The organism is Desulfomicrobium escambiense DSM 10707, assembly GCF_000428825.1.
GTDB lineage: Bacteria > Desulfobacterota > Desulfovibrionia > Desulfovibrionales > Desulfomicrobiaceae > Desulfomicrobium > Desulfomicrobium escambiense.
In genome coordinates, this window is sequence record NZ_AUAR01000005.1 from 176,486 (window position 1) to 196,126 (window position 19,641).

19 protein-coding genes, 2 tRNA genes and 1 riboswitch are annotated in these 19,641 nt (G+C 63.9%); of the genes, 15 read left to right on the top strand and 6 right to left on the bottom strand.

Features of this window, described 5'->3' with window-relative positions:
- Position 1: 1 nt before the first annotated feature.
- From G394_RS0106370 to G394_RS0106380, 3 genes are read right to left on the bottom strand one after another with little or no spacing between them, the layout of a single operon-like run.
- Positions 2–415 (bottom strand): acyl-CoA thioesterase, encoded by a 414-nt coding sequence (locus G394_RS0106370; RefSeq protein ID WP_028576950.1) that lies wholly within the window; start codon positions 413–415, stop codon positions 2–4.
- A complete protein-coding gene (locus G394_RS0106375; RefSeq protein ID WP_043774882.1) occupies positions 412–1,599 on the bottom strand; it encodes a cofactor-independent phosphoglycerate mutase in 1,188 nt (395 codons plus the stop codon). Before G394_RS0106375 ends, G394_RS0106370 begins: the two co-directional genes overlap by 4 nt.
- Positions 1,599–2,891 carry a homoserine dehydrogenase gene (locus G394_RS0106380; protein WP_028576952.1) on the bottom strand — a complete coding sequence of 431 codons (1,293 nt, stop codon included), beginning with the start codon at positions 2,889–2,891 and terminating at the stop codon, positions 1,599–1,601. The genes G394_RS0106375 and G394_RS0106380 overlap by 1 nt, the downstream gene beginning before the upstream one ends.
- A 179-nt stretch (positions 2,892–3,070) precedes the next feature.
- On the opposite strand from G394_RS0106380, the gene G394_RS0106385 reads away from it, so the two are divergent.
- From G394_RS0106385 to G394_RS0106435, 11 genes are all read left to right on the top strand, one after another.
- Positions 3,071–3,166, top strand: a tRNA-Ser gene (locus G394_RS0106385).
- Between the two features lie 6 nt (positions 3,167–3,172).
- Positions 3,173–3,263 (top strand) — tRNA-Ser (locus G394_RS0106390).
- 154 nt (positions 3,264–3,417) lie between these two features.
- On the top strand, positions 3,418–3,969 hold the full coding sequence (rfbC, locus tag G394_RS0106395) for a dTDP-4-dehydrorhamnose 3,5-epimerase (RefSeq protein ID WP_028576953.1): 552 nt from the start codon (positions 3,418–3,420) through the stop codon (positions 3,967–3,969).
- Between the two features lie 208 nt (positions 3,970–4,177).
- The gene (gene qrcA / locus G394_RS0106400) at positions 4,178–4,717 is read left to right on the top strand and encodes a menaquinone reductase multiheme cytochrome c subunit QrcA (protein ID WP_028576954.1); all 540 of its coding nucleotides are present in this window, start codon (positions 4,178–4,180) and stop codon (positions 4,715–4,717) included.
- A 17-nt stretch (positions 4,718–4,734) separates the two neighbouring features.
- Complete coding sequence (gene qrcB, locus G394_RS0106405; protein WP_028576955.1) at positions 4,735–6,795, top strand: menaquinone reductase molybdopterin-binding-like subunit QrcB; 2,061 nt, start codon at positions 4,735–4,737, stop codon at positions 6,793–6,795.
- Positions 6,796–6,836: 41 nt separating this feature from the next.
- On the top strand, positions 6,837–7,607 hold the full coding sequence (gene qrcC / locus G394_RS0106410; RefSeq protein WP_028576956.1) for a menaquinone reductase iron-sulfur cluster-binding subunit QrcC: 771 nt from the start codon (positions 6,837–6,839) through the stop codon (positions 7,605–7,607).
- Positions 7,600–8,835 carry a menaquinone reductase integral membrane subunit QrcD gene (gene qrcD, locus G394_RS0106415; protein WP_156902479.1) on the top strand — a complete coding sequence of 412 codons (1,236 nt, stop codon included), beginning with the start codon at positions 7,600–7,602 and terminating at the stop codon, positions 8,833–8,835. Before qrcC ends, qrcD begins: the two co-directional genes overlap by 8 nt.
- A gap of 130 nt (positions 8,836–8,965) precedes the next feature.
- Complete coding sequence (locus tag G394_RS0106420; protein WP_028576958.1) at positions 8,966–10,081, top strand: acyltransferase family protein; 1,116 nt, start codon at positions 8,966–8,968, stop codon at positions 10,079–10,081.
- 54 nt (positions 10,082–10,135) lie between these two features.
- Positions 10,136–11,335: an MFS transporter gene (locus G394_RS0106425; RefSeq protein WP_245578275.1), complete on the top strand. Its 1,200-nt coding sequence runs from the start codon at positions 10,136–10,138 to the stop codon at positions 11,333–11,335.
- 64 nt (positions 11,336–11,399) lie between these two features.
- A riboswitch (cobalamin riboswitch) is annotated at positions 11,400–11,529 on the top strand.
- 65 nt (positions 11,530–11,594) lie between these two features.
- Positions 11,595–12,233, top strand: coding sequence for an anaerobic ribonucleoside-triphosphate reductase activating protein (locus G394_RS0106430; protein ID WP_028576960.1), 639 nt, complete (start codon positions 11,595–11,597; stop codon positions 12,231–12,233).
- Positions 12,234–12,267: 34 nt separating this feature from the next.
- Positions 12,268–14,328 carry a ribonucleoside triphosphate reductase gene (locus tag G394_RS0106435; RefSeq protein WP_028576961.1) on the top strand — a complete coding sequence of 687 codons (2,061 nt, stop codon included), beginning with the start codon at positions 12,268–12,270 and terminating at the stop codon, positions 14,326–14,328.
- A gap of 94 nt (positions 14,329–14,422) precedes the next feature.
- On the opposite strand, the gene G394_RS21130 is transcribed toward G394_RS0106435, so the two are convergent.
- The 3 genes from G394_RS21130 to G394_RS0106450 form a co-directional block, all read right to left on the bottom strand.
- Positions 14,423–14,566 carry a hypothetical protein gene (locus tag G394_RS21130; protein WP_156902481.1) on the bottom strand — a complete coding sequence of 48 codons (144 nt, stop codon included), beginning with the start codon at positions 14,564–14,566 and terminating at the stop codon, positions 14,423–14,425.
- Between the two features lie 137 nt (positions 14,567–14,703).
- On the bottom strand, positions 14,704–15,459 hold the full coding sequence (locus G394_RS0106445; protein ID WP_028576962.1) for a FlgO family outer membrane protein: 756 nt from the start codon (positions 15,457–15,459) through the stop codon (positions 14,704–14,706).
- Positions 15,456–16,178 (bottom strand): hypothetical protein, encoded by a 723-nt coding sequence (locus G394_RS0106450; RefSeq protein ID WP_156902483.1) that lies wholly within the window; start codon positions 16,176–16,178, stop codon positions 15,456–15,458. The genes G394_RS0106445 and G394_RS0106450 overlap by 4 nt, the downstream gene beginning before the upstream one ends.
- Positions 16,179–16,287: 109 nt before the next feature.
- On the opposite strand from G394_RS0106450, the gene G394_RS0106455 reads away from it, so the two are divergent.
- The 4 genes from G394_RS0106455 to G394_RS18245 all read left to right on the top strand — a co-directional run bounded on the left by G394_RS0106455 (position 16,288) and on the right by G394_RS18245 (position 19,634).
- Positions 16,288–16,860, top strand: coding sequence for a FlgO family outer membrane protein (locus G394_RS0106455; protein ID WP_028576964.1), 573 nt, complete (start codon positions 16,288–16,290; stop codon positions 16,858–16,860).
- Positions 16,861–16,947: 87 nt separating this feature from the next.
- The gene (locus G394_RS0106460; RefSeq protein ID WP_028576965.1) at positions 16,948–17,820 is read left to right on the top strand and encodes an ABC transporter substrate-binding protein; all 873 of its coding nucleotides are present in this window, start codon (positions 16,948–16,950) and stop codon (positions 17,818–17,820) included.
- A 120-nt stretch (positions 17,821–17,940) separates the two neighbouring features.
- Complete coding sequence (locus G394_RS0106465) at positions 17,941–18,633, top strand: ABC transporter permease (RefSeq protein ID WP_043774884.1); 693 nt, start codon at positions 17,941–17,943, stop codon at positions 18,631–18,633.
- A complete protein-coding gene (locus G394_RS18245; protein WP_051307003.1) occupies positions 18,630–19,634 on the top strand; it encodes an ABC transporter ATP-binding protein in 1,005 nt (334 codons plus the stop codon). Before G394_RS0106465 ends, G394_RS18245 begins: the two co-directional genes overlap by 4 nt.
- The last annotated feature ends 7 nt before the right edge of the window (positions 19,635–19,641 follow it).

Sequence of the window (19,641 nt, forward strand, 5' to 3'; positions counted from 1 at the left end):
CCTAGACAAAGAGGGCCGAGAGCCATTCCGGGACGCGGACCGGCCGGCCCTGGGCGTTGACCACCGCGTGCTGGGTCGTGCCCCTGGTCAGGACGTGTTCGCGTGCATCGTCCATGATCTCGTAGACGAAGTTCAGGCTGGCCCGCGACTGGCCCGCCAGACCGGTGCGGATGTGGATGACGTCGTCGTAGCGTGCCGGGGCGAGATAGCGGCAGGAGGCCTCGCGCACGGGCAGGAAGATGCCGCGCTCCTCGACGACGCTGTAGCTGAAGCCCAGGTTCCTGATCAACTCGCTACGGCCGCGTTCGAAGAGGTGCAGGTAGTTGGCGTAGTAGACCACACCCATGGCGTCGGTCTCGCCGTAGGACACGCGGTGGGTGAGCCAGCACGAGGGCTTGGGGAAGGCGTCGGTCATGCGTCCGTTCCGAGGCAGAAGGGGAGGAGGTCAAGCCCCTGGGGCAGGAACAGGCCCGATGTCCCGGCCGTGCGCTCGTCGAAGACGGCCGGTCCGTCCGCGCGCGGGGCGCGGGTGCGGAAGAGCAGGAACGGCACCGGGTCCTCGGTGTGGGTGCGGCGGACTACTGGCGTGAAATGGTCGCAGGTCACGACGATGGTTGCGTCCTCGTTTTCCAGGGCCGCCAGGACCGGGGCCACGATGCGCTCGTCGAAGAGTTCGATGGCGCGCTTCTTGAGTTCCGGGTCGCCCATGTGGCCGCATTCGTCCGGGGCTTCCACATGCACGTAGACGAAGTCGCCGTGCCGCAGAAATTCCAGCGCCGCCCGGACCTTGCCTTCGTAGTTGGTGTCGATGAGGCCGGTGACGCCCTCGACTTCCAGCACGTCCATGCCCGCGGCCCTGCCCAGGCCCTTGACCAGGTCCACGGCCGAGACCACGGCCCCGCGCAGTCCGAAACGGCCGGTGAAGGCCGGCAGGATCAGAGGGCGTCCCTGCCCCCATGGCCATACGGATGTGGCGTGCGAGGTGGGTTCGGAGCGCAGGAACTCATGGGCGGCCTTGAGGAAGGCCGCAAGTTCCGGAAAGGTCTCGAAGGCCGCCAGATCCTGGGCGATGGCCTGATCGAGGATGTCATGGGGCGGGCGAATGTTCAAGCCGGCCGCGCCGGTCAGGGCGCCGCCTCGCTGCACCAGGAGGTGGCGGTACTGGATGCCCTGGACCGGCTGGAAGGGAGAGCCCTGGGCCATTTCCGCCAGCCTGGCGACCAGGGGGGCGGCCACGGCGGTGCCGATGTGTCCAGAGGAATAGTCCAGCATGACCCCGGCGTCCGAGAGTTCTGTCAGGTTGACCAGGTTCATGCGCCAGACCAGGTCGTCGGGATCAAGGACCAGGCCCTGGGCCGCGGCCTCGATGGGGCCCCGGCCGGTGTGGTGCGTGCGCGGGTCGTAGCCCAGGAGGGACATGTTGGCCACGTCCGAGCCGGGGGGCATGCCCTCGGGCACGGTCCGGCACAGGCCACAGCGCGAGCGCGGGGCCAGGGAGTCGAGGGTGGGCTTTGCAGCGGCCTGCAGGGTGGTGCGTCCGTCCAGGACGTTCAAAGGCCAGCCGGCCATGCCGTCGGCCACGAGAAAGACGGTCTTCATCAGATGATCCTGTAGTGCACCGGCGGGTCGAGCACGAAGCTGAATTTCTTGATGGTGTCCAGGGCCGCGGAAACGTTCTGCATCTGCGCCGAATGGCTGATGAAGACGATGGGTACGCCGGCGTCGGGCGCGTACTGGCGCTGTACGACCTGGGCTATGCTGATGTTGTACTCGCCCATGACCCCTGCGATGGAAGCCATGACGCCAGGCCGGTCGACCACGGTGAAGCGGAAGTAGTGGCGGAACACGGTCAGCTCCGGGGCCAGGATCTGGGCCTGGGGCAGGCGCGTCTCCAGGAAGCCCGTGTTGTTGGGCACGCAGTTGGTGCGGGCCAGGGCCAGGATGTCGGCCAGCACGGCGCTGCCCGTGGGCAGGTCGCCGGCGCCCTGTCCGTAGAGCATGACCGGTCCCACGGCGTTGCCTTCGAGCAGGATGGAGTTGAAGGGGCCGTCGACCTTGGCCAGGATGTGGTCCTGGCGCAGCAGGGCCGGGTACACGCCGGCGTGCAGTAGCCCTGACTTTTCGCGGACCTGGGCCAGGAGCTTCAGGCGGTAGCCGAATTCCTTGGCCAGGGTGATGTCGAACTGCTCGACCTTGGAGATGCCTTCCACCGTGAGCTTGCTCAGGGGGAAGTCCTGGCCGTAGGCGAGGCGGATGAGGATGACCAGTTTGTGCGCGGCGTCGATGCCCTCGACGTCCAGGGTCGGGTCCGCCTCGGCGTAACCCTTGGCCTGGGCCTTGGCCAGGACCGTGGCGAAGTCCTCGCCCTTCTCGGACATTTCGGACATGATGAAGTTGGCCGTGCCGTTCAGGATGCCGGTCATGGCCTTGATGCGGTTGCCGGCCAGGCTTTCCTTGAGGGTCTGGATGATGGGGATGCCCCCGGCCACGCTGGCTTCGTAATAGAGGCCCAGGTTCCTGCTGGCCGCCAGTTCGAAGAGTTCGGGGCCGTGCTCGGCCAGCAGGGCCTTGTTGGCCGTGACCACGGACTTGCCGCTGTGCAGGGCCTGGGTAATGAGCCTGCGCGGGAAATCGATGCCCCCGGCCAGTTCGACCACGATGTCAATTTCGGGGTCGCCGATGATGTCGTCGATATTCGTGGTGAAGGCGGTGTCCGGGGACGGGACGACGTTTCTGGGCTTGTCGAGGTCGCGGACCATGATAGTCTTCACTTTGAGGGTCTTGCCGAGCCTGCGCTCGATCCAGTCGCCGTTCTCCTGGATGATCTTGACGAGCCCGGAGCCGACCGTGCCCAGGCCGGCCAGGCCGAGATGGATGACGGAGTCTTTCAAGGGATTCCTCCACGCCGAAGCATTGAGAAAAAGATTATAGAGTCGAAGCATGCTCTTTGCCCCATCCGTGGCGCGCTGTCAAAAGCGGGCGCTCGGGGGCGGCGGGAAACGCTTGCGGCAGTCATTTTTTGTTGACGCTCCATTCTGTTTTGTATAACCAGCGTTTTCTTCACACGAACGGAGAGGTGGCCGAGCTAGGCTGAAGGCGCTCGCCTGCTAAGCGAGTATAGGGGCGTAAACCTCTATCGAGGGTTCAAATCCCTCCCTCTCCGCCATCCCCTGGAGGGTTGGCAGAGTTGGTTGATTGCACCGGTCTTGAAAACCGGCATGCCTTTGCGGGCATCTGGGGTTCGAATCCCTAACCCTCCGCCACACGCGATTACTGCCGCTGGAACGTTATGTTTCCGGCGGTTTTTTTGTTTCTGCGCAGATGGTCCTTCGGGGCTGGGTAGGCCTCGGCATTGTTTTCGGGCCGCTCTTTCTGTAGGGGAGGAGGCGCTTCAACCCCAAACCAAGGAAGGCCAGCATGGATGTGACCCGCACCAACATACCAGGAGTTTTGCTGATCAAGCCCGAGGTGTTCGGCGACCACAGGGGCTTTTTCAGCGAGACGTACAGCCGCAGACGGTTCGAGGACAACGGCCTTGTCGTCGACTTCGTGCAGGACAACCATGCCTTCTCGGCCCAGGCCGGCGTGCTGCGCGGACTGCATTTCCAGTCCCCGCCCATGGCCCAGACAAAGCTGGTGCGCGTGACGCGCGGCGCAGTCTTCGACGTGGTGGTGGACCTGCGCAAGGGGTCGCCTGCCTATGGCCGCTGGGAGGGCTTCACGCTTTCGGCCGAAAATCATCGTCAACTGCTCATTCCTGCGGGTCTGGCCCACGGTTACATGACGCTGGAGCCGGACACGGACTTTCTCTACAAGGTCGACCGATATTACTCCCCCGAACATGACGGCGGTATCCTGTGGTGCGATCCGGGCCTGGGCATTGCGTGGCCGGACCTTCCGCCCGTGCTGTCGCAGAAGGATGTGCGCCTGCCGCGGCTGAAGGATTTCGACTCGCCGTTCAGCTTCTGAGGAGGGGTGAAAATTGCCGAGCGTTTCGGTCGGCAATAGGGCTTTTGGACGTTGATTTTCAAATGTTGCGAGGGAGTTAGGGGTGTTCGGAAGATCGTGATTTTTTTCATTATCTCTTGACACCCGACGAGTCTCTTGCATACACAGAGGCAATTATTTCTTGAGCGGTTTTTCACATTTCATCTTAACGCGGTAGGAGGAGAGGACTGTGGCAAAATGCAAGAGCTGCGTGGTGTTGCCATTCCTGATCGGTTTGGTGGCATCGATCGTGCTTGGTTGGTGGGGCTTTCCAAAAGTCCTGTACAGTCAGAAGACCCAACCCATCCGGTTCGATCACGTCGTGCATGTGGAAGATCAGGGCATGGCATGCGAAGACTGTCATGCTTTTCGGGAGGATGGTTCCTTTACCGGTCTGCCCACCAATGCGAATTGTGTCGGCTGTCATGAGGATGTCCAGGGTGAGGATCCCGACGAAGCCCGTTTCGTGACCGAGTATGTGCAGCAGGAAAAGGAAGTCGAATGGCTCGCGTACCAGACGCAGCCGGACAACGTGTACTTCTCCCACATCGCGCACAAGGAGCTCGAGTGCACTTCGTGTCATCCCGACGTGGCCAAGATGAAGACCCCGCCTGTGTACCACGAGAACAGGCTCTCGGGCTACAGCAAGGACACCATGAAGATGTGGCAGTGTGAAGAATGCCATGCCAAGACCGGCGCCAGCAACGCCTGTTTTGTGTGCCACAAATAAGACAGGAGCGAGTTACGATGGGAATCGACAGAAGAAGCTTTATTTCCTTGGTGGCTGGCGGTGTGGCGGGCAGCCTCTTCACTCCCGTGATCTGGAAATCCCTTGATGACGTGTCCATCTGGACCCAGAACTGGCCCTGGATTCCGCGGCTGCAGTACGGCGAGGAAGCGAAGGTTCCGGCCCTGTGCAAGCTCGGCGCCGACGCCTACGGCATCCAGGTCAAGACCGTGGCCGGCCGCCCCGTCGCCGCCGAAGGCGATGCGGACCACCCCCTGAGCCAGGGCGGCATCTGCCCCCTAGGCGCGGCCAGCGTGCACATGCTCTACAGCCCCTCGCGGGTGAAGAACCCCAAGCTCAAGGACGGCTCGTCCTTCAAGGACATCAGCTGGGAAGAGGCCGAAGACCTCCTGGCCGGGAAGATCAAGGAAGCCGGCGCCGGCGTGGCCATGATCAGCGGCGATGAGACCGGCTCCGTAACCGACGTGCTGGCTGGCCTGGTAGGCAAGGCCGGATCCGACAAGACTTTTCTGATGCCGGGTGAAAGCGCCCCGGCCGCCGCGGCCCTGGCCATGATCGGTGGGGACGGCCAAGTCGGCTACGACATCGAGAACGCGAGCTACGTGCTCCTGCTCGGCGCCGACGCCCTGGGCTCCTGGGGCAACGTGGCCCGCAACGGCAAGGCCTTGGGTGCCAGTCGCGAAAAGGGCGTGAAGTTCGTTTACGTGGGGCCTGCCCAGAACGGCACCTCCGCGGTCTGCGACAGTTGGGTGCCCTGCGCCCCCGGCACCGAAGCCGTGCTGGCCTTGGGCCTGGCGGCGGTGATCTCCGCAGGCGGCCGTGACCGCGCCTCCTGGGCCGGGTACGCCGATTTCGCCAAGTTCGTGCAGTCCGCATACGCACCTGAAAAGGTGTCGGAAATCACGGGCGTTTCCGTCGACGTGATCAAGGGCCTGGCCCAGGAACTAGTCCGCGCGGGCCGTCCGCTGGTCCTGACCGCCGCCGGCGCCGGACAGGGTCTGGGCGCCTTCGAGATGGCCGCGAGCATGAGCCTCAACCTGCTGCTGGAACGGGTCAACACCGTCGGCGGCGTGCGCATTCTGCCCTGGAGCCCCAAGGTCGTCGAGTCCGCCCCTGAAAAGAAGGCCCTGCTCGCCGCCGACCTCGCCGGCTACCTGACCTCCGTCGCCGAAGGCGCAGTCGAGGCCCCGGCCCTGCTCATGGTCCACGCCGCCAACCCGGCCTATGCCATGCCGAACCTGGCCAAGGCCCAGGCCGCCATCGATAAGGCCGGCTTCGTGGTCTCCTTCAGCCCCTTCATGGACGAGACCGCGGCCATGGCCGACCTGATCATGCCCGACTGCTACGCCTTCGAGCGCCTGGACGACGCCTACTCCCCGTATGGTTCCGGCCAGCCCAACTACACGGTGGCGGGCGCCATCATCAAGCCCGTCTACGACACCAAGCCCGCCGGCGACGTGATCCTGTCCGTGGCCGCCAAGGCCGGACTGGAACTGGGCTTCGAGACCTTCGAGGACGTGGTCAAGGCCAAGGCCGAGGCCCTGGGCGCCGATTTCGACGCCTTGGTCGAGGGCGGTCCCTGGCTCGGTGAGGAATTCCCGGTCCAGGAACTGGCCCTGTGGGCGACCCCGCTCAAGGAGATCCCCGTGACCGCAGCGGACGGCAAGTCCCTGGCCCTGGCCGTGGCCTTCCAGCTCAAGGTCGGCAGCGCCAAGGTCGCCATCCCGCCGTTCAACACCAATGCCATCCGCTTCAACGAGATGCTCGGCAAGGACATGTACGTGCTGATGAACGGCGCGACGGCCAAGAATCTGGGCGTGAAGAAGGATGACGCGGTCAAGCTCTCCGCCGCTTCCGGCGAGTGCAAGGCCCGCGTGCGCATCTTCGAAGGCGTCATGAACGATACCGTGGTGGCCCCCCTCGGGTTCGGCCATACCGCCTGGGATGATTTTTCCAGAGGCAAGGGAGACAATGTCTTCAAGCTGCTGGCCGCCGAGGCCGAAGGCGAAACCGGCCTGTCCCGGTTCGCCACGGCGCGGGTCACTGTGAGCAAGGCGTAGTCGTTCCGTAAGCACCTGGCGAAAAGAAGAGGATACCCACAATGCAAGCAAAAGAATTCAAGGTGAAATGGGGCATGGTTGTCGATCTCGACAAGTGCACCGGATGCGGTGCCTGCTCCGTGGCCTGCAAGGCGGAGAACAACCTGCCGCCCGAGGTCGACGCATCCAACAAGCTGCGCACCAACGACTGGATGAACATATACGAGTTGTCCAACGAAAAGCCCTTCCCGGACCATGAGGTGGCCTATCTGCCCCGCCCCTGCATGCAGTGCGGCAAGCCTTCGTGTTCCACGGTCTGCCCCGTCGTGGCGACCCTGAAGGACGAGGAAGGCGGCATCGTCAGCCAGATCTACCCCCGCTGCATCGGCTGCCGGTACTGCATGGCGGCCTGCCCGTACCATGCCCGCTACTTCAACTGGTTCGACCCGATCTGGCCCGAGGGCATGGAGAAGGTACTGACCCCCTATACATCGACCCGTCCCCGCGGCGTGGTCGAGAAGTGCACCTTCTGCCATCACCGTTTCATGGCGGCCAAGGAACAGGCCCGCATGAACGGCGAGGACCCGACGGAGCTGGCCGAGGACGCATACATCCCGGCCTGCGCCGAGGTCTGCCCCACGGGTGCGATCAAGTTCGGCGATCTGAACAACCCCGAGCATGAAGTCAGCAAGCTGGCCGCGTCCGAGAACGCCTTCCGCCTGCTGGTCAAGCTCGGCACCGACCCGCAGGTCTACTACTACTCCAAGCGCGAGTGGGTGAGGAAACTCGGGGACAACTACCTGAAGAATGCGAAGGGAGGCGAACATGTCTGATAGAGCGTACTGGCCCGAAGGGGTGGAACGTTGTTCTGTTGGGAAGTTCCTGGCCTGGTTGGGCGTGATCAGCATCTTCCTCGCCTGGGGCGGATACGGCGCGTTCAAGGTGCTGGGAACCGGCATCGGCGTGACCGGACTGGACAACTACTTCGGGTTCGGGCTGTGGATCACCTTTGACCTGGCGGTCATCGCCCTGGGCGCCGGCGCCTTTTTCTCCGGCTTCCTGCGGTACATCATCCGCATCGACGAACTGAAAAACATCATCAACCTGGCGGTCATCGTCGGGTTCCTGTGCTACTCCGGCGCCATGCTCGTCCTGGTGCTGGACATCGGCCAGCCGCTGCGGGCCTGGTTCGGCTACTGGCATCCCAACGTCCACTCCATGCTGACGGAAGTCATCTTCTGCATCACCTGCTACTGCACGGTGCTGATCATCGAGTACGTTCCGCTCATCCTGGAGAACCGCAAGATCAACGAGAACCGGTTCTGCCACCATCTGGCCCACAACTTCCACGTGTACATGCCGCTTTTTGCCGGCATCGGCACCTTCCTGTCCTTCTTCCACCAGGGTTCCCTGGGCGGCATGTACGGCGTGCTCTTCGGCCGTCCGTTCGTGTTCCGCGAAGGCTTCTTCATCTGGCCCTGGACCTTCTTCCTGTTCATCTCCTCGGCCATTGCCTCCGGTCCCGGCTTCACCATGATCTGCGCCGCCCTGATGGAAGCCATCACCGGCCGCAAGCTGGTCAGCTACGAGACCAAGAAGCTCATGGGCAAGATCTCCGGTCTGCTCCTGTGCGTCTACATCTTCTTCAAGATCATCGATACCTACGCCTGGGCCAAGGGCATCCTGCCCGGCATGGGGCTGACCTTCGACCAGATGTACAACAGCGAGTACGGCTACGGGCAGATCCTGCTCTGGCTCGAACTCTTCTGGTTCGGCGTGATCCCGGCCGTGATGCTGATCACTCCCTGGGTGCGCGAGCGTCCGGCACTGATGTACACCGCCGCGGTCATGACCGCCATCGGTGTGACCATCAACCGTTTCGTCTTCACGGTCCAGGCCCTGGCCATCCCGGTCATGCCCTTCGACCGTTGGACGTCCTACGCCCCCAACTGGGCCGAATGGTCCACCTCCGGCATGATCGTGGCCTACGGCTTCCTGGTCATGAGCCTTTCCTACCGGTATCTGCCGATCTTCCCCCAGGAAGTGAAGCTGAACAAGTAGGACGCATCCCGCTCCACACCAAGGCCCCTTCGGGGGCCTTTTTTATTGGTGACAAAAGGCGGGCGGTTGTGCTCATCTTCGACCTTGGACCGGCACCGTGCCGGACCGCAACACAGCGCGAGGAGCCGTCATGATTCGAAACGGGGAAGGGCGTCTGGACGCCGTCGACGCGGCACGAGCCTTGGGGCTCGGGTTGGTCTATTACGGCCATTTCGTCGAGCAGACCATGTACCTGCAGAACCCTGCTGCGGCTTTGCAGTACAAATGGGTCTACTCCTTTCACATGATCCTCTTCTTCGTGCTGTCCGGCCTGGTCCGCGGTGCGCGTCCGGCCGTCGTGCCGCCGAAGGCCTTCGTGGCTTCGACCTGGGCGGGCAGGATCGTGCCGTACCTGTTTTTCAGCCTTGTCCTGGCCCTCATCTCCCTGTTTCTGCCGGGATGGTTTCCCATCGTCGACCTCTCGAAGCCGGCCGGCTACCTGCAGGCCACCGTGGCCACGGCCATGGGGTTCCCGCTTTTCTGCGTTCCCCTGTGGTTCGTGGCCTGCCTCGTCAGCGTGGAGTGCGTGCACCGTCTGGCCGGCTGGGCGCTGAACACCCCCCGGCGCATTCTGCTGGCCGCAGCGGCCTGCTACATCGGCGGGTACGCCCTCAACGAGCGGTATTTCTTCTTCGGGCAGAACATGAGCTTTTGGCTTCTGCACGAGGTGCCGGTCGTGTACGCGTTCTATCTCAGCGGGGTTCTCCTGGGACGCACACGGGTGCTGGACAGGGTCGGGCCCGGGACGGCTGTCGCCATCTTTCTGGTCTCGGTCGCAGCAGTGCATCTGACCTTTGACCTCAACCAGGGCCCTTTCCGCTATCTGCAGGCAGTCATCATTCTTCTTTCGGGGCATGGCCATTTCCTGTGGTTCCCCTTCACGGCGTTGGCCGGCACGTGCATGGTCCTGGCCTTGGGCAAGACGCTGCAACGGGTCCAGCTCCTGACATTTCTGGGACGCAACGGCATGATCCTGCTGGCCATGAACGGGGTCTTCTACCACTTCGTGAACAAGCCCCTTGCGGCGTGGACGCTGGCCACGCTTCCCGCGGACGGGCTGACGGTCTTTCTCGTCAGCTCCGCGGTCACCGTCTGCAGCATCGCGGCGAGCGTGCCCGTCATTCACGCCCTGAACCGGGCCATCCCCCAGCTTGTGGGCAAGCCTCGAGAGTCGGGGATGTTTTTCGGTCCGCTGGTGCGCGGATAGGGACGTCGTGAATACGCTGCGCATCCTGCCCGCGGCAGGTGCAGGGAGGTGGCGGTGACGGCCGACGAGCGCGGTTTGCGTAGGACGCTCCTGACCCTCAATGTCTTTGCGGCCCTGAAGATGACGCTCTTTCCCATGGCCGTCATCACCCTCTTCTGGAAGGACGAGATCGGCCTGTCGCTGACCGAGATCCTGACCCTGCAGGTGTTCTTCTCCCTGGCCAGCGTCGTGATGGAATACCCTTCGGGCTACGTCAGCGACCGGCTCGGGTACCGCTTCGCCCTTGTCACGGCCTGCGTCTTCGGGCTCCTGGGCTGGGGGTGGTATCTTGCCGCTGAGACCTTCTGGGGCGTCCTGCTGGCGGAGCTGCTGCTCGGGGTGAGCTACGCCTTCATCAGCGGCTCCGACACGGCGCTTCTCTTCGAAAGCCTGCGGGCCGCCGACAGGGTGGATCTCTACGCGCGTTGCGACGGACGCATGGTCGGCTGGGCCCAGGGCGGCGAGGCGGCCGGGGCGCTTATGGCGGGCTTCATGTACGCCCAGTGGCCGCTCATGCCCTTTGTGGCGCAGATCGCCGTCTGGACCCTGGCCCTGGGGCTGTGCCTGAGCCTGCGAGAGCCCGTCGGGGATGACGGCGGACATGTCACCTCCCATCTGGCCGAGGCTCTGGGTGTGTGTCGCCTGGCCTTCACCAGCCCGGCCATCCGGTCGACCATCCTGAGCGGGACGCTTCTGGGTCTGGCCTCCTTCTACATGGTCTGGCTCATCCAACCCCACATGCAGGCCTGCGGCGTTCCTCTGAGCTGGTTCGGCCCGGCCTGGGCCGGCGCCAACCTGGTCGTGGCCCTGGCCGCCTCAGGCAGCCACAGGGTGCAGCGGAGCATCGGCATGCGGGGCATGTACGGGCTCTTCTTCCTGCTCATCGTCGCCGCCTATGCCGGCCTTGGCTTTTCCACAGCCCTGGGAAGCTTTGCCTTCTACTACCTGCTCACGGCCATGCGCGGCCTGCAGGGCCCGCTCATGCGCTCCCGGCTGCAGGCCCTGAGCGAGCGCCGCAACCGGGCGAGCATCCTTTCTCTGCACAGCCTGGTGTTCCGGTTGGGCTTCGTCCTGACCGGCCCCCTGGTGGGCCGACTGGCCGATGCCGAAGGGTTGCCCGCGACCTTCCTGACCCTGGCCTGTGCATTTGCGGTGGCGCTGCCCCTGGTGGGAAGAGAATTTTTGCGCCGCAACCATCCGGATTCCAAAATCTAGTTTGCCCTTCCACAATGCTTTGGAGGCCGTGTGGAAAAGGTTTCGGTTGCCGCAGCGAGTCGGATCGATTAAGAATGACTCCGTTCCGCTGATCCACTTCAGGAGCCTGGGAACCCGGTGCGAATCCGGGGCGGTCCCGCCACTGTAAGCCCCAAAGGGCGAGCCAGAAAACCGGTCTGAAGCATTTCTCTTAACCCTCTGCACGCGGATGCAGGGCGTTGAGATATTCAGAAAGAAACGTCCAAAACTTCGAGCTGACATGACGGACACGAGCCCTGTCTGGGATCGCGTGCGCGGCATTGAGCCGGTGAGTCTGTGCGACTGGCCCGGAAGGGTTTCCTGCGTGCTTTTCACCGGCGGCTGCAACCTGCGCTGCCCGACCTGCCATAATGCCTCCCTGGCCTGGACCTGGGAGAAACTGCCCGCCCTGGACAGGGCGACGGTGCTGGCCGACCTCGGCAGGCGCCGCCGCTGGCTGGACGGGATCACCGTGTCCGGCGGCGAACCGACCTGTCTGGACGGCCTGCCGGAGTTGCTCGCCGACCTTGCGGTCACGGGCCTTCCGGTCAAGCTTGATTCCAACGGCTCCGCCCCCGATGTCCTGGCCGATCTGCTCAGGGAGAACCTGGTCCAGACCGTGGCCGTGGACGTCAAGGGGCCGTGGCGGATGTACCCGGAGCTGACCGGGCGCGCCATAACGCCCCAAGGGGCCAGGCAGTCTCTGGAGCGGGTTTTCGGCCTGGCCGCCGAGTATCCGGGTCGCGTCTATTTCCGCTGCACCAAGGTCCCGGCCCTTTCCCCGGATGATCTGGAGGAGACGAGAGCCCAGGTGCCCGCGGACCAGCCCCTGTCCTTCCAGGAGTTCGTGCCGCCCCGAAGTGCCGCGGACGTTTCTTGAGAACCTCAAACCAGATTTTTCGATCGGAGTATTCATGCCCCAGCAGATTGTGAAACGTGACGGACGGATTGAATCCTGGTCCGTGGACCGCATTGCCCAGGCCATCCTCAAATCCCTGAACGCCAGCGGCATCAAGGACCCCCTCCTGGCCAAACGCCTGGCCGGGAAGGTGGAGGCCAAGCTCGACGGCATGGACAATCCCGAACAGGAGCTCGTGCAGGACACCGTCGAGCAGGTGCTCATGGAGTCCCGCCTCTATCACGTCGCACGCCGCTACATCGTGTACCGCGAAAAGCGCCGCCAGATCCGCAGCCAGACCGAGACGTTTCTGGACGTGACCGAGACCATCGACAGCTACCTGAACAAGTCCGACTGGCGCGTGAGCGAGAACGCCAACATGGCCCACTCCTTCCAGGGGCTCATGCTGCACCTCTCGGGCTCGGTCCAGGCCCGCTACTCCCTGGAGAAATACCCCGAGGAAATCCGGCAGGCCCACGAGCACGGCTATTTTCACATTCACGACCTGTCCTTCGGCCTGGCCGGCTACTGCGCCGGCTGGTCCCTGCGCGACCTGCTGCTGGAAGGCTTCAACCTCGAAGGCCGCTGCTCCTCGGGCCCCTCGCGCCACTTCGACGCGGCCCTGGGCCAGATGGTCAACTTTCTGGGCACCCTGCAGAACGAATGGGCCGGCGCCCAGGCCTTCAACAACGTCGACACCTATCTCGCGCCCTTCGTGCGTCATGACGGCTTGAACTACGACGAGGTCAAGCAGGCCATGCAGAAGTTCGTCTTCAACCTGAACACGACTTCGCGCTGGGGCGGGCAGAGCCCGTTCACGAATTTGACCTTCGACCTGACCCCGCCGACGCATATCGCCTCCGAGGCGGTCATCATCGCCGGAGCTCTGCAGGACAGCACCTACGGCGAATACGGCGTGGAAATGGAGATGATCAACCGCGCCTTCCTGGAAGTCATGCTCAAGGGCGACTACCACGGGCGCATCTTCTCCTTCCCCATCCCGACCTACAACGTGACCCCCGACTTCCCCTGGGAGTCAGAGGTGGGCGAGTTGCTGCTCAAGCTCACGGCCAAGTACGGAGCCCCGTACTTCCAGAACTTCATCAACTCCGACCTCAAGCCCGAGGACGTGCGCTCCATGTGCTGTCGCCTGCAGATGGACCTGCGCGAGCTGCGCAAGCGCACGGGCGGCCTCTTCGGCGCCGGCGACCTGACGGGCTCCATCGGCGTGGTCACCCTGAACCTGCCCAAGCTGGCCTATCTTGCCCAGGGCGAGGAAGATTTCCTGGACCTGGTTGGCGAGTACGCGGCCCTGGCCAAGGATTCCCTGGAGTTCAAGCGCAAGATGGTCGCGGACAACATGGACAAGGGTATGTTCCCCTTCTCCCGGCGCTACCTCAAGAACGGCTTCCGCGGCCACTTCAGCACCATCGGCATCCTGGGCGGCCACGAGGCCTGCCTGAACCTCCTGGGCAAGGGCATCGAGACCGACGCCGGGACCAGGCTCATGATCCGCACCCTGGACCATCTGCGGACCATCACGGCGCGCTTCCAGGAGGAGACGGGCAACCTCTATAACCTCGAAGCCACGCCGGCCGAGGGCACGAGCTACCGCCTGGCCAAGATCGACAAGAAGCTCTACGCCGACATCCAGGCCTCGGGCAACGGCGTGCCCTACTACACCAACTCGACCCTGCTGCCCGTGGGCCACACCACGGACATCTTCACGGCCCTGGAGCACCAGAATCGCCTGCAGCCCATGTACACCGGAGGCACCGTGTTCCACAGCTTCCTGGGCGAGTCCGTGCCGGACATCAAGGCCCTGCGGAGCTTCATCGTCAAGGCCCTGAGCGAGACCAAGATCCCCTACATCTCCGTCACGCCGACCTTCTCCATCTGCAAGGACCACGGCTACCTCACGGGCGAACAGGCCACCTGCCCGCGCTGCGGCCAGGAGACCGAGGTCTACACCCGGGTGGTGGGCTACTACCGGCCGGTCAAGATGTGGAACCGCGGCAAGCAGGCTGAGTACAAGGATCGCGTGGAGTACTCCCAGGCCTCCTGCTTCGGCGCCTAGGCCCTCGCGGGAAACAAAAAGAAAACGGCCGGGCTGCTTGTGCAGTCCGGCCGTTCGACGTTGCAGGCCAGGTCCCGGGGCGCCGGGAGGGGAGTCAGCGCAGCGTCGTCCGGTTCCCCTGCCCCAGGCTGCTGAAGACGGAGCGCAGCCCGGCGGCCAGCCGGAGGATGGCCTTGGAGATGACCGGCTCGGGCCGGTTGATTTTCTGGGAGTGCAGAAAGACGGTAATTTCGCGCATGATGAACCTCGTATTCGGAAATATGGTAAATTTTGTGAATGTCGTTTTGAAGCGAGGGTCAATTAGGCGCGAAAGATCTGTTCGTCAAGAGAATTTCTGACGATTATATTTTTGTATGATTTCAGGTCGCTGGCCTGTCAGGACGGCGGCAGCAAGGCGTCCTGGGTGGCCCGGTCCCACTGGGCGGTGGCCGGCATAGCCAATGACGCGCGGAAACGGGCCAGGGCGGCCTTGGATCGTTTGCCCCACACGCCGTCGATTTTGCCCTTGTAGAGGCCTTGGCCCGCCAGGGCCTGCTGGACGCGTTTGGCGTCTGCCTTGTGTTTGAGATCGAGCAGCGGGGCGGGCGGGGTCTTTGCCTTGACGGCGGACGGGGCCGCCCCCATGAGGAGGCGGACTTCCTCGGTCAGGCGCAGGCGGCACGAGGCCGAGGCCAGGACGACGCGGTCCGCGGTCTGCACGATGCGCGCGCTGACCCGTACCCCGCCGTCGGCCAGGGTGTATGTGCCGGTCAGCACGGTCTGCAGGCCCGAGGTCGAGCCGACCTGATCCGGGCTTCCGGACAGGGCCGTCTCCCCGTTTTCCTTGAGGCTGTAAGGGCTCGGCATGAAGACGCGGGTGTCGGCCACTCGGTACCCGTGGCGCGCGAAGGCGTTGCCGGTCTCTTCGGCCAGGATGCGCCCCAGCGGGGACGTCGACCGGAGGTCGTTCAGGTCCGCGAAGGGGGCGGTCATGATGGCGGCGGACCGGTCCAGGCGGACCTGGAGGTTCCCGGCCAGACTGTCGGCCAGGGCGGTGCAGAGTTCCTCGATGCGCGACGCCCCGCAGCCGGCCGTGCCGGGGGCTGGGATGGCGCAGAGCAGGGCGCAGAGGAGCAGGATGGCGCGGGTCATTTGTTCACCAGCGAATAGCGTTTGAGCTCGACGTCCCCGCTCGGCGCGCCGAGCTTGTACTGGGCCATGTCGCGGCCGTCGACGTAGAAGATGCTCGAATCCCGGTACAGGTAGCCGCCGTTGTGCACGAGGGCGGAGGTGACCTGGATTTCCGTCTGCGGCGTCTGCGGGTCGAACAGGCCGCTTTCTTCGGACACCATGGGCACCTCGGGGTAGCGTCCCTTGTCGTCTTTGGCCTGCACGAAATCCGGATCCGCGATGAGGAGGCGGCCCGACCGGTTCCGCGTGAGGGTCCGGCGGTGCGTGACCGTCTCCACGCCCACTTCCAGAACGGCGGCTCCGTCCGGCGTGAAGGAGACCGGCACGCCGTAGTCCACCAGGCGGGTCAGCAGCGCTTCGCGGTAGGTTTTGCCGAACGTGGTGGCCGGCGCCGGCGCGACGTAGACGCGCACGTCCCCTTCGGGATGGAAATGTTCCAGCGCCTTGGCGCAGTTGCCGGCGACCGTGGCCGCGAGGCGATCCCAGTGGGCCATGGCCTGCATTTTGGGCTGCGAGGACAGCGGGTATCCGGAGGCCAGCGGGGCCTGGGCCGTGGCAAAGCTGTCGGACTGCGAGCTGTTGATGCCGGCCGGGGAGCAGGCGGCCAGGGACAGTGCGGCCAAAAGGGCGAGAAGGGTGGTCAGGCGCATGACGTGCTCCTTGAAATCGGTTCTTTCCATGATCAGGTTATCGGCCGCGCCGAAGAAAACTTAAGGTCAGGCGGCAGGCCTTTGGCACGGGGCATGCTTTGCAGTTGCAAGTCGGCATTTTTCTCCGGGGGGTTCGACCATGTCCAGAATATTCATCGCTCTGGCGAGCGTGTTCCTGTGCGGCTGCATCCAGCTGCCGGCCTTCGTCGGCAAGGCTTCGGGCCCTGCCGAGCCGCGCCTGCTGGATTTTTCCTACAAGGCGGGGGACCAGTTGCACTCGCAGCTTTCGGGCGGCCCGGTGGCGTCCTACCCCATGCTCGCGGCGTCCTTCGTCGATTCGGCCAGCATGGAGAACACCAACGATCTCGGCAGGCTCTTGTCGGAACAGGTCGCCTCGCGGCTCAGCCAGCACGGCTACTCCGTGACGGAAATCCAGCTGCGTTCGGATCAGCTGCGCGTCGATCCGTCCGGCGGCGTCATGGCCCTGTCCCGCGACATCGCCGAGATCAACACCGACTCAGCCGCATATTCCATCCTGGTCGGGACGTACACGGTCGTGGGGCGTCAGATGTACGTCAACGCTCGCGTCCTGCGGGCCAGCGACGGCATCGCTCTGGCCTCTTCGGATTTTTCCCTGCCGTATGTCCGCCAGCAGAAGGCCGACGGAAGGCCTGCTGCCGTTCAGCCTTCAGTGGAAACGATTCTCAGATGACGCGCCCGCCCGCTTCGTGCTTGTTCTTGTGCCAAGATTGACTTATGTAGGGATTCTTGTGTCAATCTTTACATATTCGGAGGAAGCATGAAGAAATTGCTCTTGGTATTCGCGCTGTTGTTTCTGCCTGTCACGGGCATGGCCCAGGACAAGGTGCTGAAGATGTCCACCACCACCAGCACCGAGTCTTCGGGACTGCTTGAGGTGCTTCTGCCCGAGTTCAAGAAGGACACGGGCATCGACGTCCAGGTAATGGCCAAGGGCACGGGCGCGGCCATCAAGGACGGCATCGACGGCAACGTGGACGTCATTTTCGTGCATGACCCCGCCCGCGAGGAGAAGTTCGTGGCCGACGGCTTCGGCACCAAGCGCTATTACGTCATGTACAACGACTTCCTGCTGATCGGTCCGGCCACGGACCCTGCCGGCGCCAAGGGCCCCGACGCGGCGGCGGCCATGAAGAAGATCGCCCAGTCCGAGGCGGTCTTCGTCTCCCGCGGCGACGACAGCGGCACCCACGCCAAGGAGCAGGAGCTCTGGAAGGCCACGGGGCTGCCCCTGAAGGAAGAGGATACCGTCTTCAAGGCCAAGGACAAGGAAATGAAGTTCAAGACCGTGCACCCCGAAGGCATGAAGGGCTACATGTCCATCGGCCAGGGCATGGGCAAGACCCTGACCTTTGCCGAGGAGAAGCAGGGCTACACCATCACGGACCGCGGGACCTACGTCCAGTACAAGTACGGCCGGCCCGAGGGCCTGCAGCTCGAGTCCATCAGCGAAGGCGACAAGACGCTCTTCAACCCTTACGGCGTCATTCCGGTCAATCCGGCCAAGCACCCCCATGTGCGCTTCGACCTGGCGGAGACGTTTGCCAAGTGGCTCGTCTCAGAGCGCGGACAGAAGGTCATCGGCGACTTCAAGCTGCTTGACAAGCAGCTCTTCTTCCCCGACGCGAAATAGGCCGAGGCGGCTCGATTTCGCGCGCCGGACGCCACGTCCAGGCGTCCGGGGAATTGACGTTAGCGGCCCGCTCCTCGAGCGGGCCTTTTTTTCCCGAGGGCACTCATTTCAGGGGTATGCATGTTTTTTTGGGATAGTCTTTGGGCGGCGCTCCAACTGTTGTTCAGCTTTGACGGGGAACTTCTGCATATCGTCGGCGTGTCGCTCAACGTCAGCTTTTGGGCCACCTTGGCTGCTTGCGTCATCGGCGTACCGGCGGGTTTTTTGATCGGTATCGCCAGTTTCAGGGGCAAGCAGGCGGTCATCACCTTTTTCAACACCATGCTGGCCCTGCCGACCGTGGTCATCGGCCTGCTGGTCTACTCGCTGCTGTCCCGGCGCGGCGTGCTCGGTCAGCTTGGCTGGCTCTATTCCCAGAAGGCCATGATCGTCGGCCAGATCATTCTCATCACGCCCATTATCGTGGCCTTCACCATCGCGGCCGTCGGTCGAATCGACGACCGCTACCGGCGCACGGCCCTGACTCTGGGCGCGTCCTCGTGGCAGGTGGCCCTGGTGGTCCTGCGCGAGGCGCGATTCAGCATCATGGCCGCCATCGTGGCCGCGTTCGGCAGGGTCATCTCCGAGATCGGCATCTCCATGATGCTCGGCGGCAACGCCAGGGGCTTCACCCGGACCATGACCACGGCCATGGCCCTGGAGTACGACAAGGGCGAATTCGTGCTGGCCCTGGGGCTGGGCATCGTGCTTTTGACCATCAGCCTGGTGGTCAACGTGCTGCTCGGGTACGTGCAGGGGAGGACGCAGCGATGAGCCTTTTCGAACTCCACGGCGTGCGCATGGTCTACGACGGACGGGTCGTGCTCGATCTGCCGCGGCTCGGGATCGAGCATGGACTCGCCTATTCCCTGCAAGGGCCAAACGGGGCCGGCAAGTCGACGCTCCTGGGGATACTGTCCTTTCTGACCGCGCCTCACGAGGGGCGGGTCCTTTTTCAGGGCGAGCCAGTGCTCTGGAAAGAATCCAGCTTGCGTCCACTGCGGCGCCAGGTCGCTCTTGTTGAACAGCACCCGGTCATGTTCAGCCGCAGCGTGCGCGAGAATGTGGGATACGGCCTGGCCATCCGGGGAGTGGCCAGGGCGGAGCGCAACAGGCTGGTGGACGAGGCGCTGGAACTGGTGGGGTTGTCCCACTTGTCCGAGGTCTATGCCCCACGCCTATCCGGGGGCGAAACCCAGCGCGTGGCCATCGCCAGGGCCCTGGCCAACAACCCGAAAGTGCTCCTGCTGGACGAACCCACGGCCAGCGTGGACACGCAGAACCGCATCGTCATCGAGCAGGTCGTGGCCGAGCTGCGCGACAGAGGGGACACGACCATCGTGCTCTGCACCCACAACCGCTCACAGGCCTGGGCCCTGTGCCCGCACGTCATCTTCCTGGAGGACGGGAAGCTGGTGCACCGTTCTCGCGCCAATTCTTACGCCGGGATCACGAACGTGACGGACGGACAGGCATGGTGCCGGATCGCAGAGAATTTCCGCGTGCCCGTCAACGGCTGTGAGCCGGGGAGGGTCAGGATATCCATCGACCCCGAAGGGGTGCGCCTGCAGCGGGCCCTGGAGACGGGGCTCAACTGCGGCCCTTTGGCCAAGATTCGTCTGGAAGGGGACACAGTGGCCTTGAGCGTCAATCTGGGGCGCCCCCTGGATGTGCAGATGCCACTCGTTGATTTCAGGGCGGCGGGTCTGACCGTCGGGGATATGGTCCTGGCCGAGATTCGACCCGAGGCAGTCGAATGCCATGCCGGGCACTGATCCCGCC

Bases quoted from the DNA above. Each gene is read 5' to 3' on its own strand.
- qrcB (WP_028576955.1), top strand. From the start codon at position 4,735: ATGGGAATCGACAGAAGAAGCTTTATTTCCTTGGTGGCTGGCGGTGTG.
- rfbC (WP_028576953.1), top strand. From the start codon at position 3,418: ATGGATGTGACCCGCACCAACATACCAGGAGTTTTGCTGATCAAGCCC.
- G394_RS0106460 (WP_028576965.1), top strand. From the start codon at position 16,948: ATGAAGAAATTGCTCTTGGTATTCGCGCTGTTGTTTCTGCCTGTCACG.
- G394_RS18245 (WP_051307003.1), top strand. From the start codon at position 18,630: ATGAGCCTTTTCGAACTCCACGGCGTGCGCATGGTCTACGACGGACGG.
- G394_RS0106370 (WP_028576950.1), bottom strand. From the start codon at position 415: ATGACCGACGCCTTCCCCAAGCCCTCGTGCTGGCTCACCCACCGCGTG.
- G394_RS0106445 (WP_028576962.1), bottom strand. From the start codon at position 15,459: ATGACCCGCGCCATCCTGCTCCTCTGCGCCCTGCTCTGCGCCATCCCA.
- G394_RS0106450 (WP_156902483.1), bottom strand. From the start codon at position 16,178: ATGGAAAGAACCGATTTCAAGGAGCACGTCATGCGCCTGACCACCCTT.
- qrcD (WP_156902479.1), top strand. From the start codon at position 7,600: ATGTCTGATAGAGCGTACTGGCCCGAAGGGGTGGAACGTTGTTCTGTT.
- G394_RS0106455 (WP_028576964.1), top strand. From the start codon at position 16,288: ATGTCCAGAATATTCATCGCTCTGGCGAGCGTGTTCCTGTGCGGCTGC.
- G394_RS21130 (WP_156902481.1), bottom strand. From the start codon at position 14,566: ATGCGCGAAATTACCGTCTTTCTGCACTCCCAGAAAATCAACCGGCCC.
- G394_RS0106435 (WP_028576961.1), top strand. From the start codon at position 12,268: ATGCCCCAGCAGATTGTGAAACGTGACGGACGGATTGAATCCTGGTCC.
- G394_RS0106375 (WP_043774882.1), bottom strand. From the start codon at position 1,599: ATGAAGACCGTCTTTCTCGTGGCCGACGGCATGGCCGGCTGGCCTTTG.
- G394_RS0106430 (WP_028576960.1), top strand. From the start codon at position 11,595: ATGACGGACACGAGCCCTGTCTGGGATCGCGTGCGCGGCATTGAGCCG.
- G394_RS0106420 (WP_028576958.1), top strand. From the start codon at position 8,966: ATGATTCGAAACGGGGAAGGGCGTCTGGACGCCGTCGACGCGGCACGA.
- qrcC (WP_028576956.1), top strand. From the start codon at position 6,837: ATGCAAGCAAAAGAATTCAAGGTGAAATGGGGCATGGTTGTCGATCTC.
- G394_RS0106465 (WP_043774884.1), top strand. From the start codon at position 17,941: ATGTTTTTTTGGGATAGTCTTTGGGCGGCGCTCCAACTGTTGTTCAGC.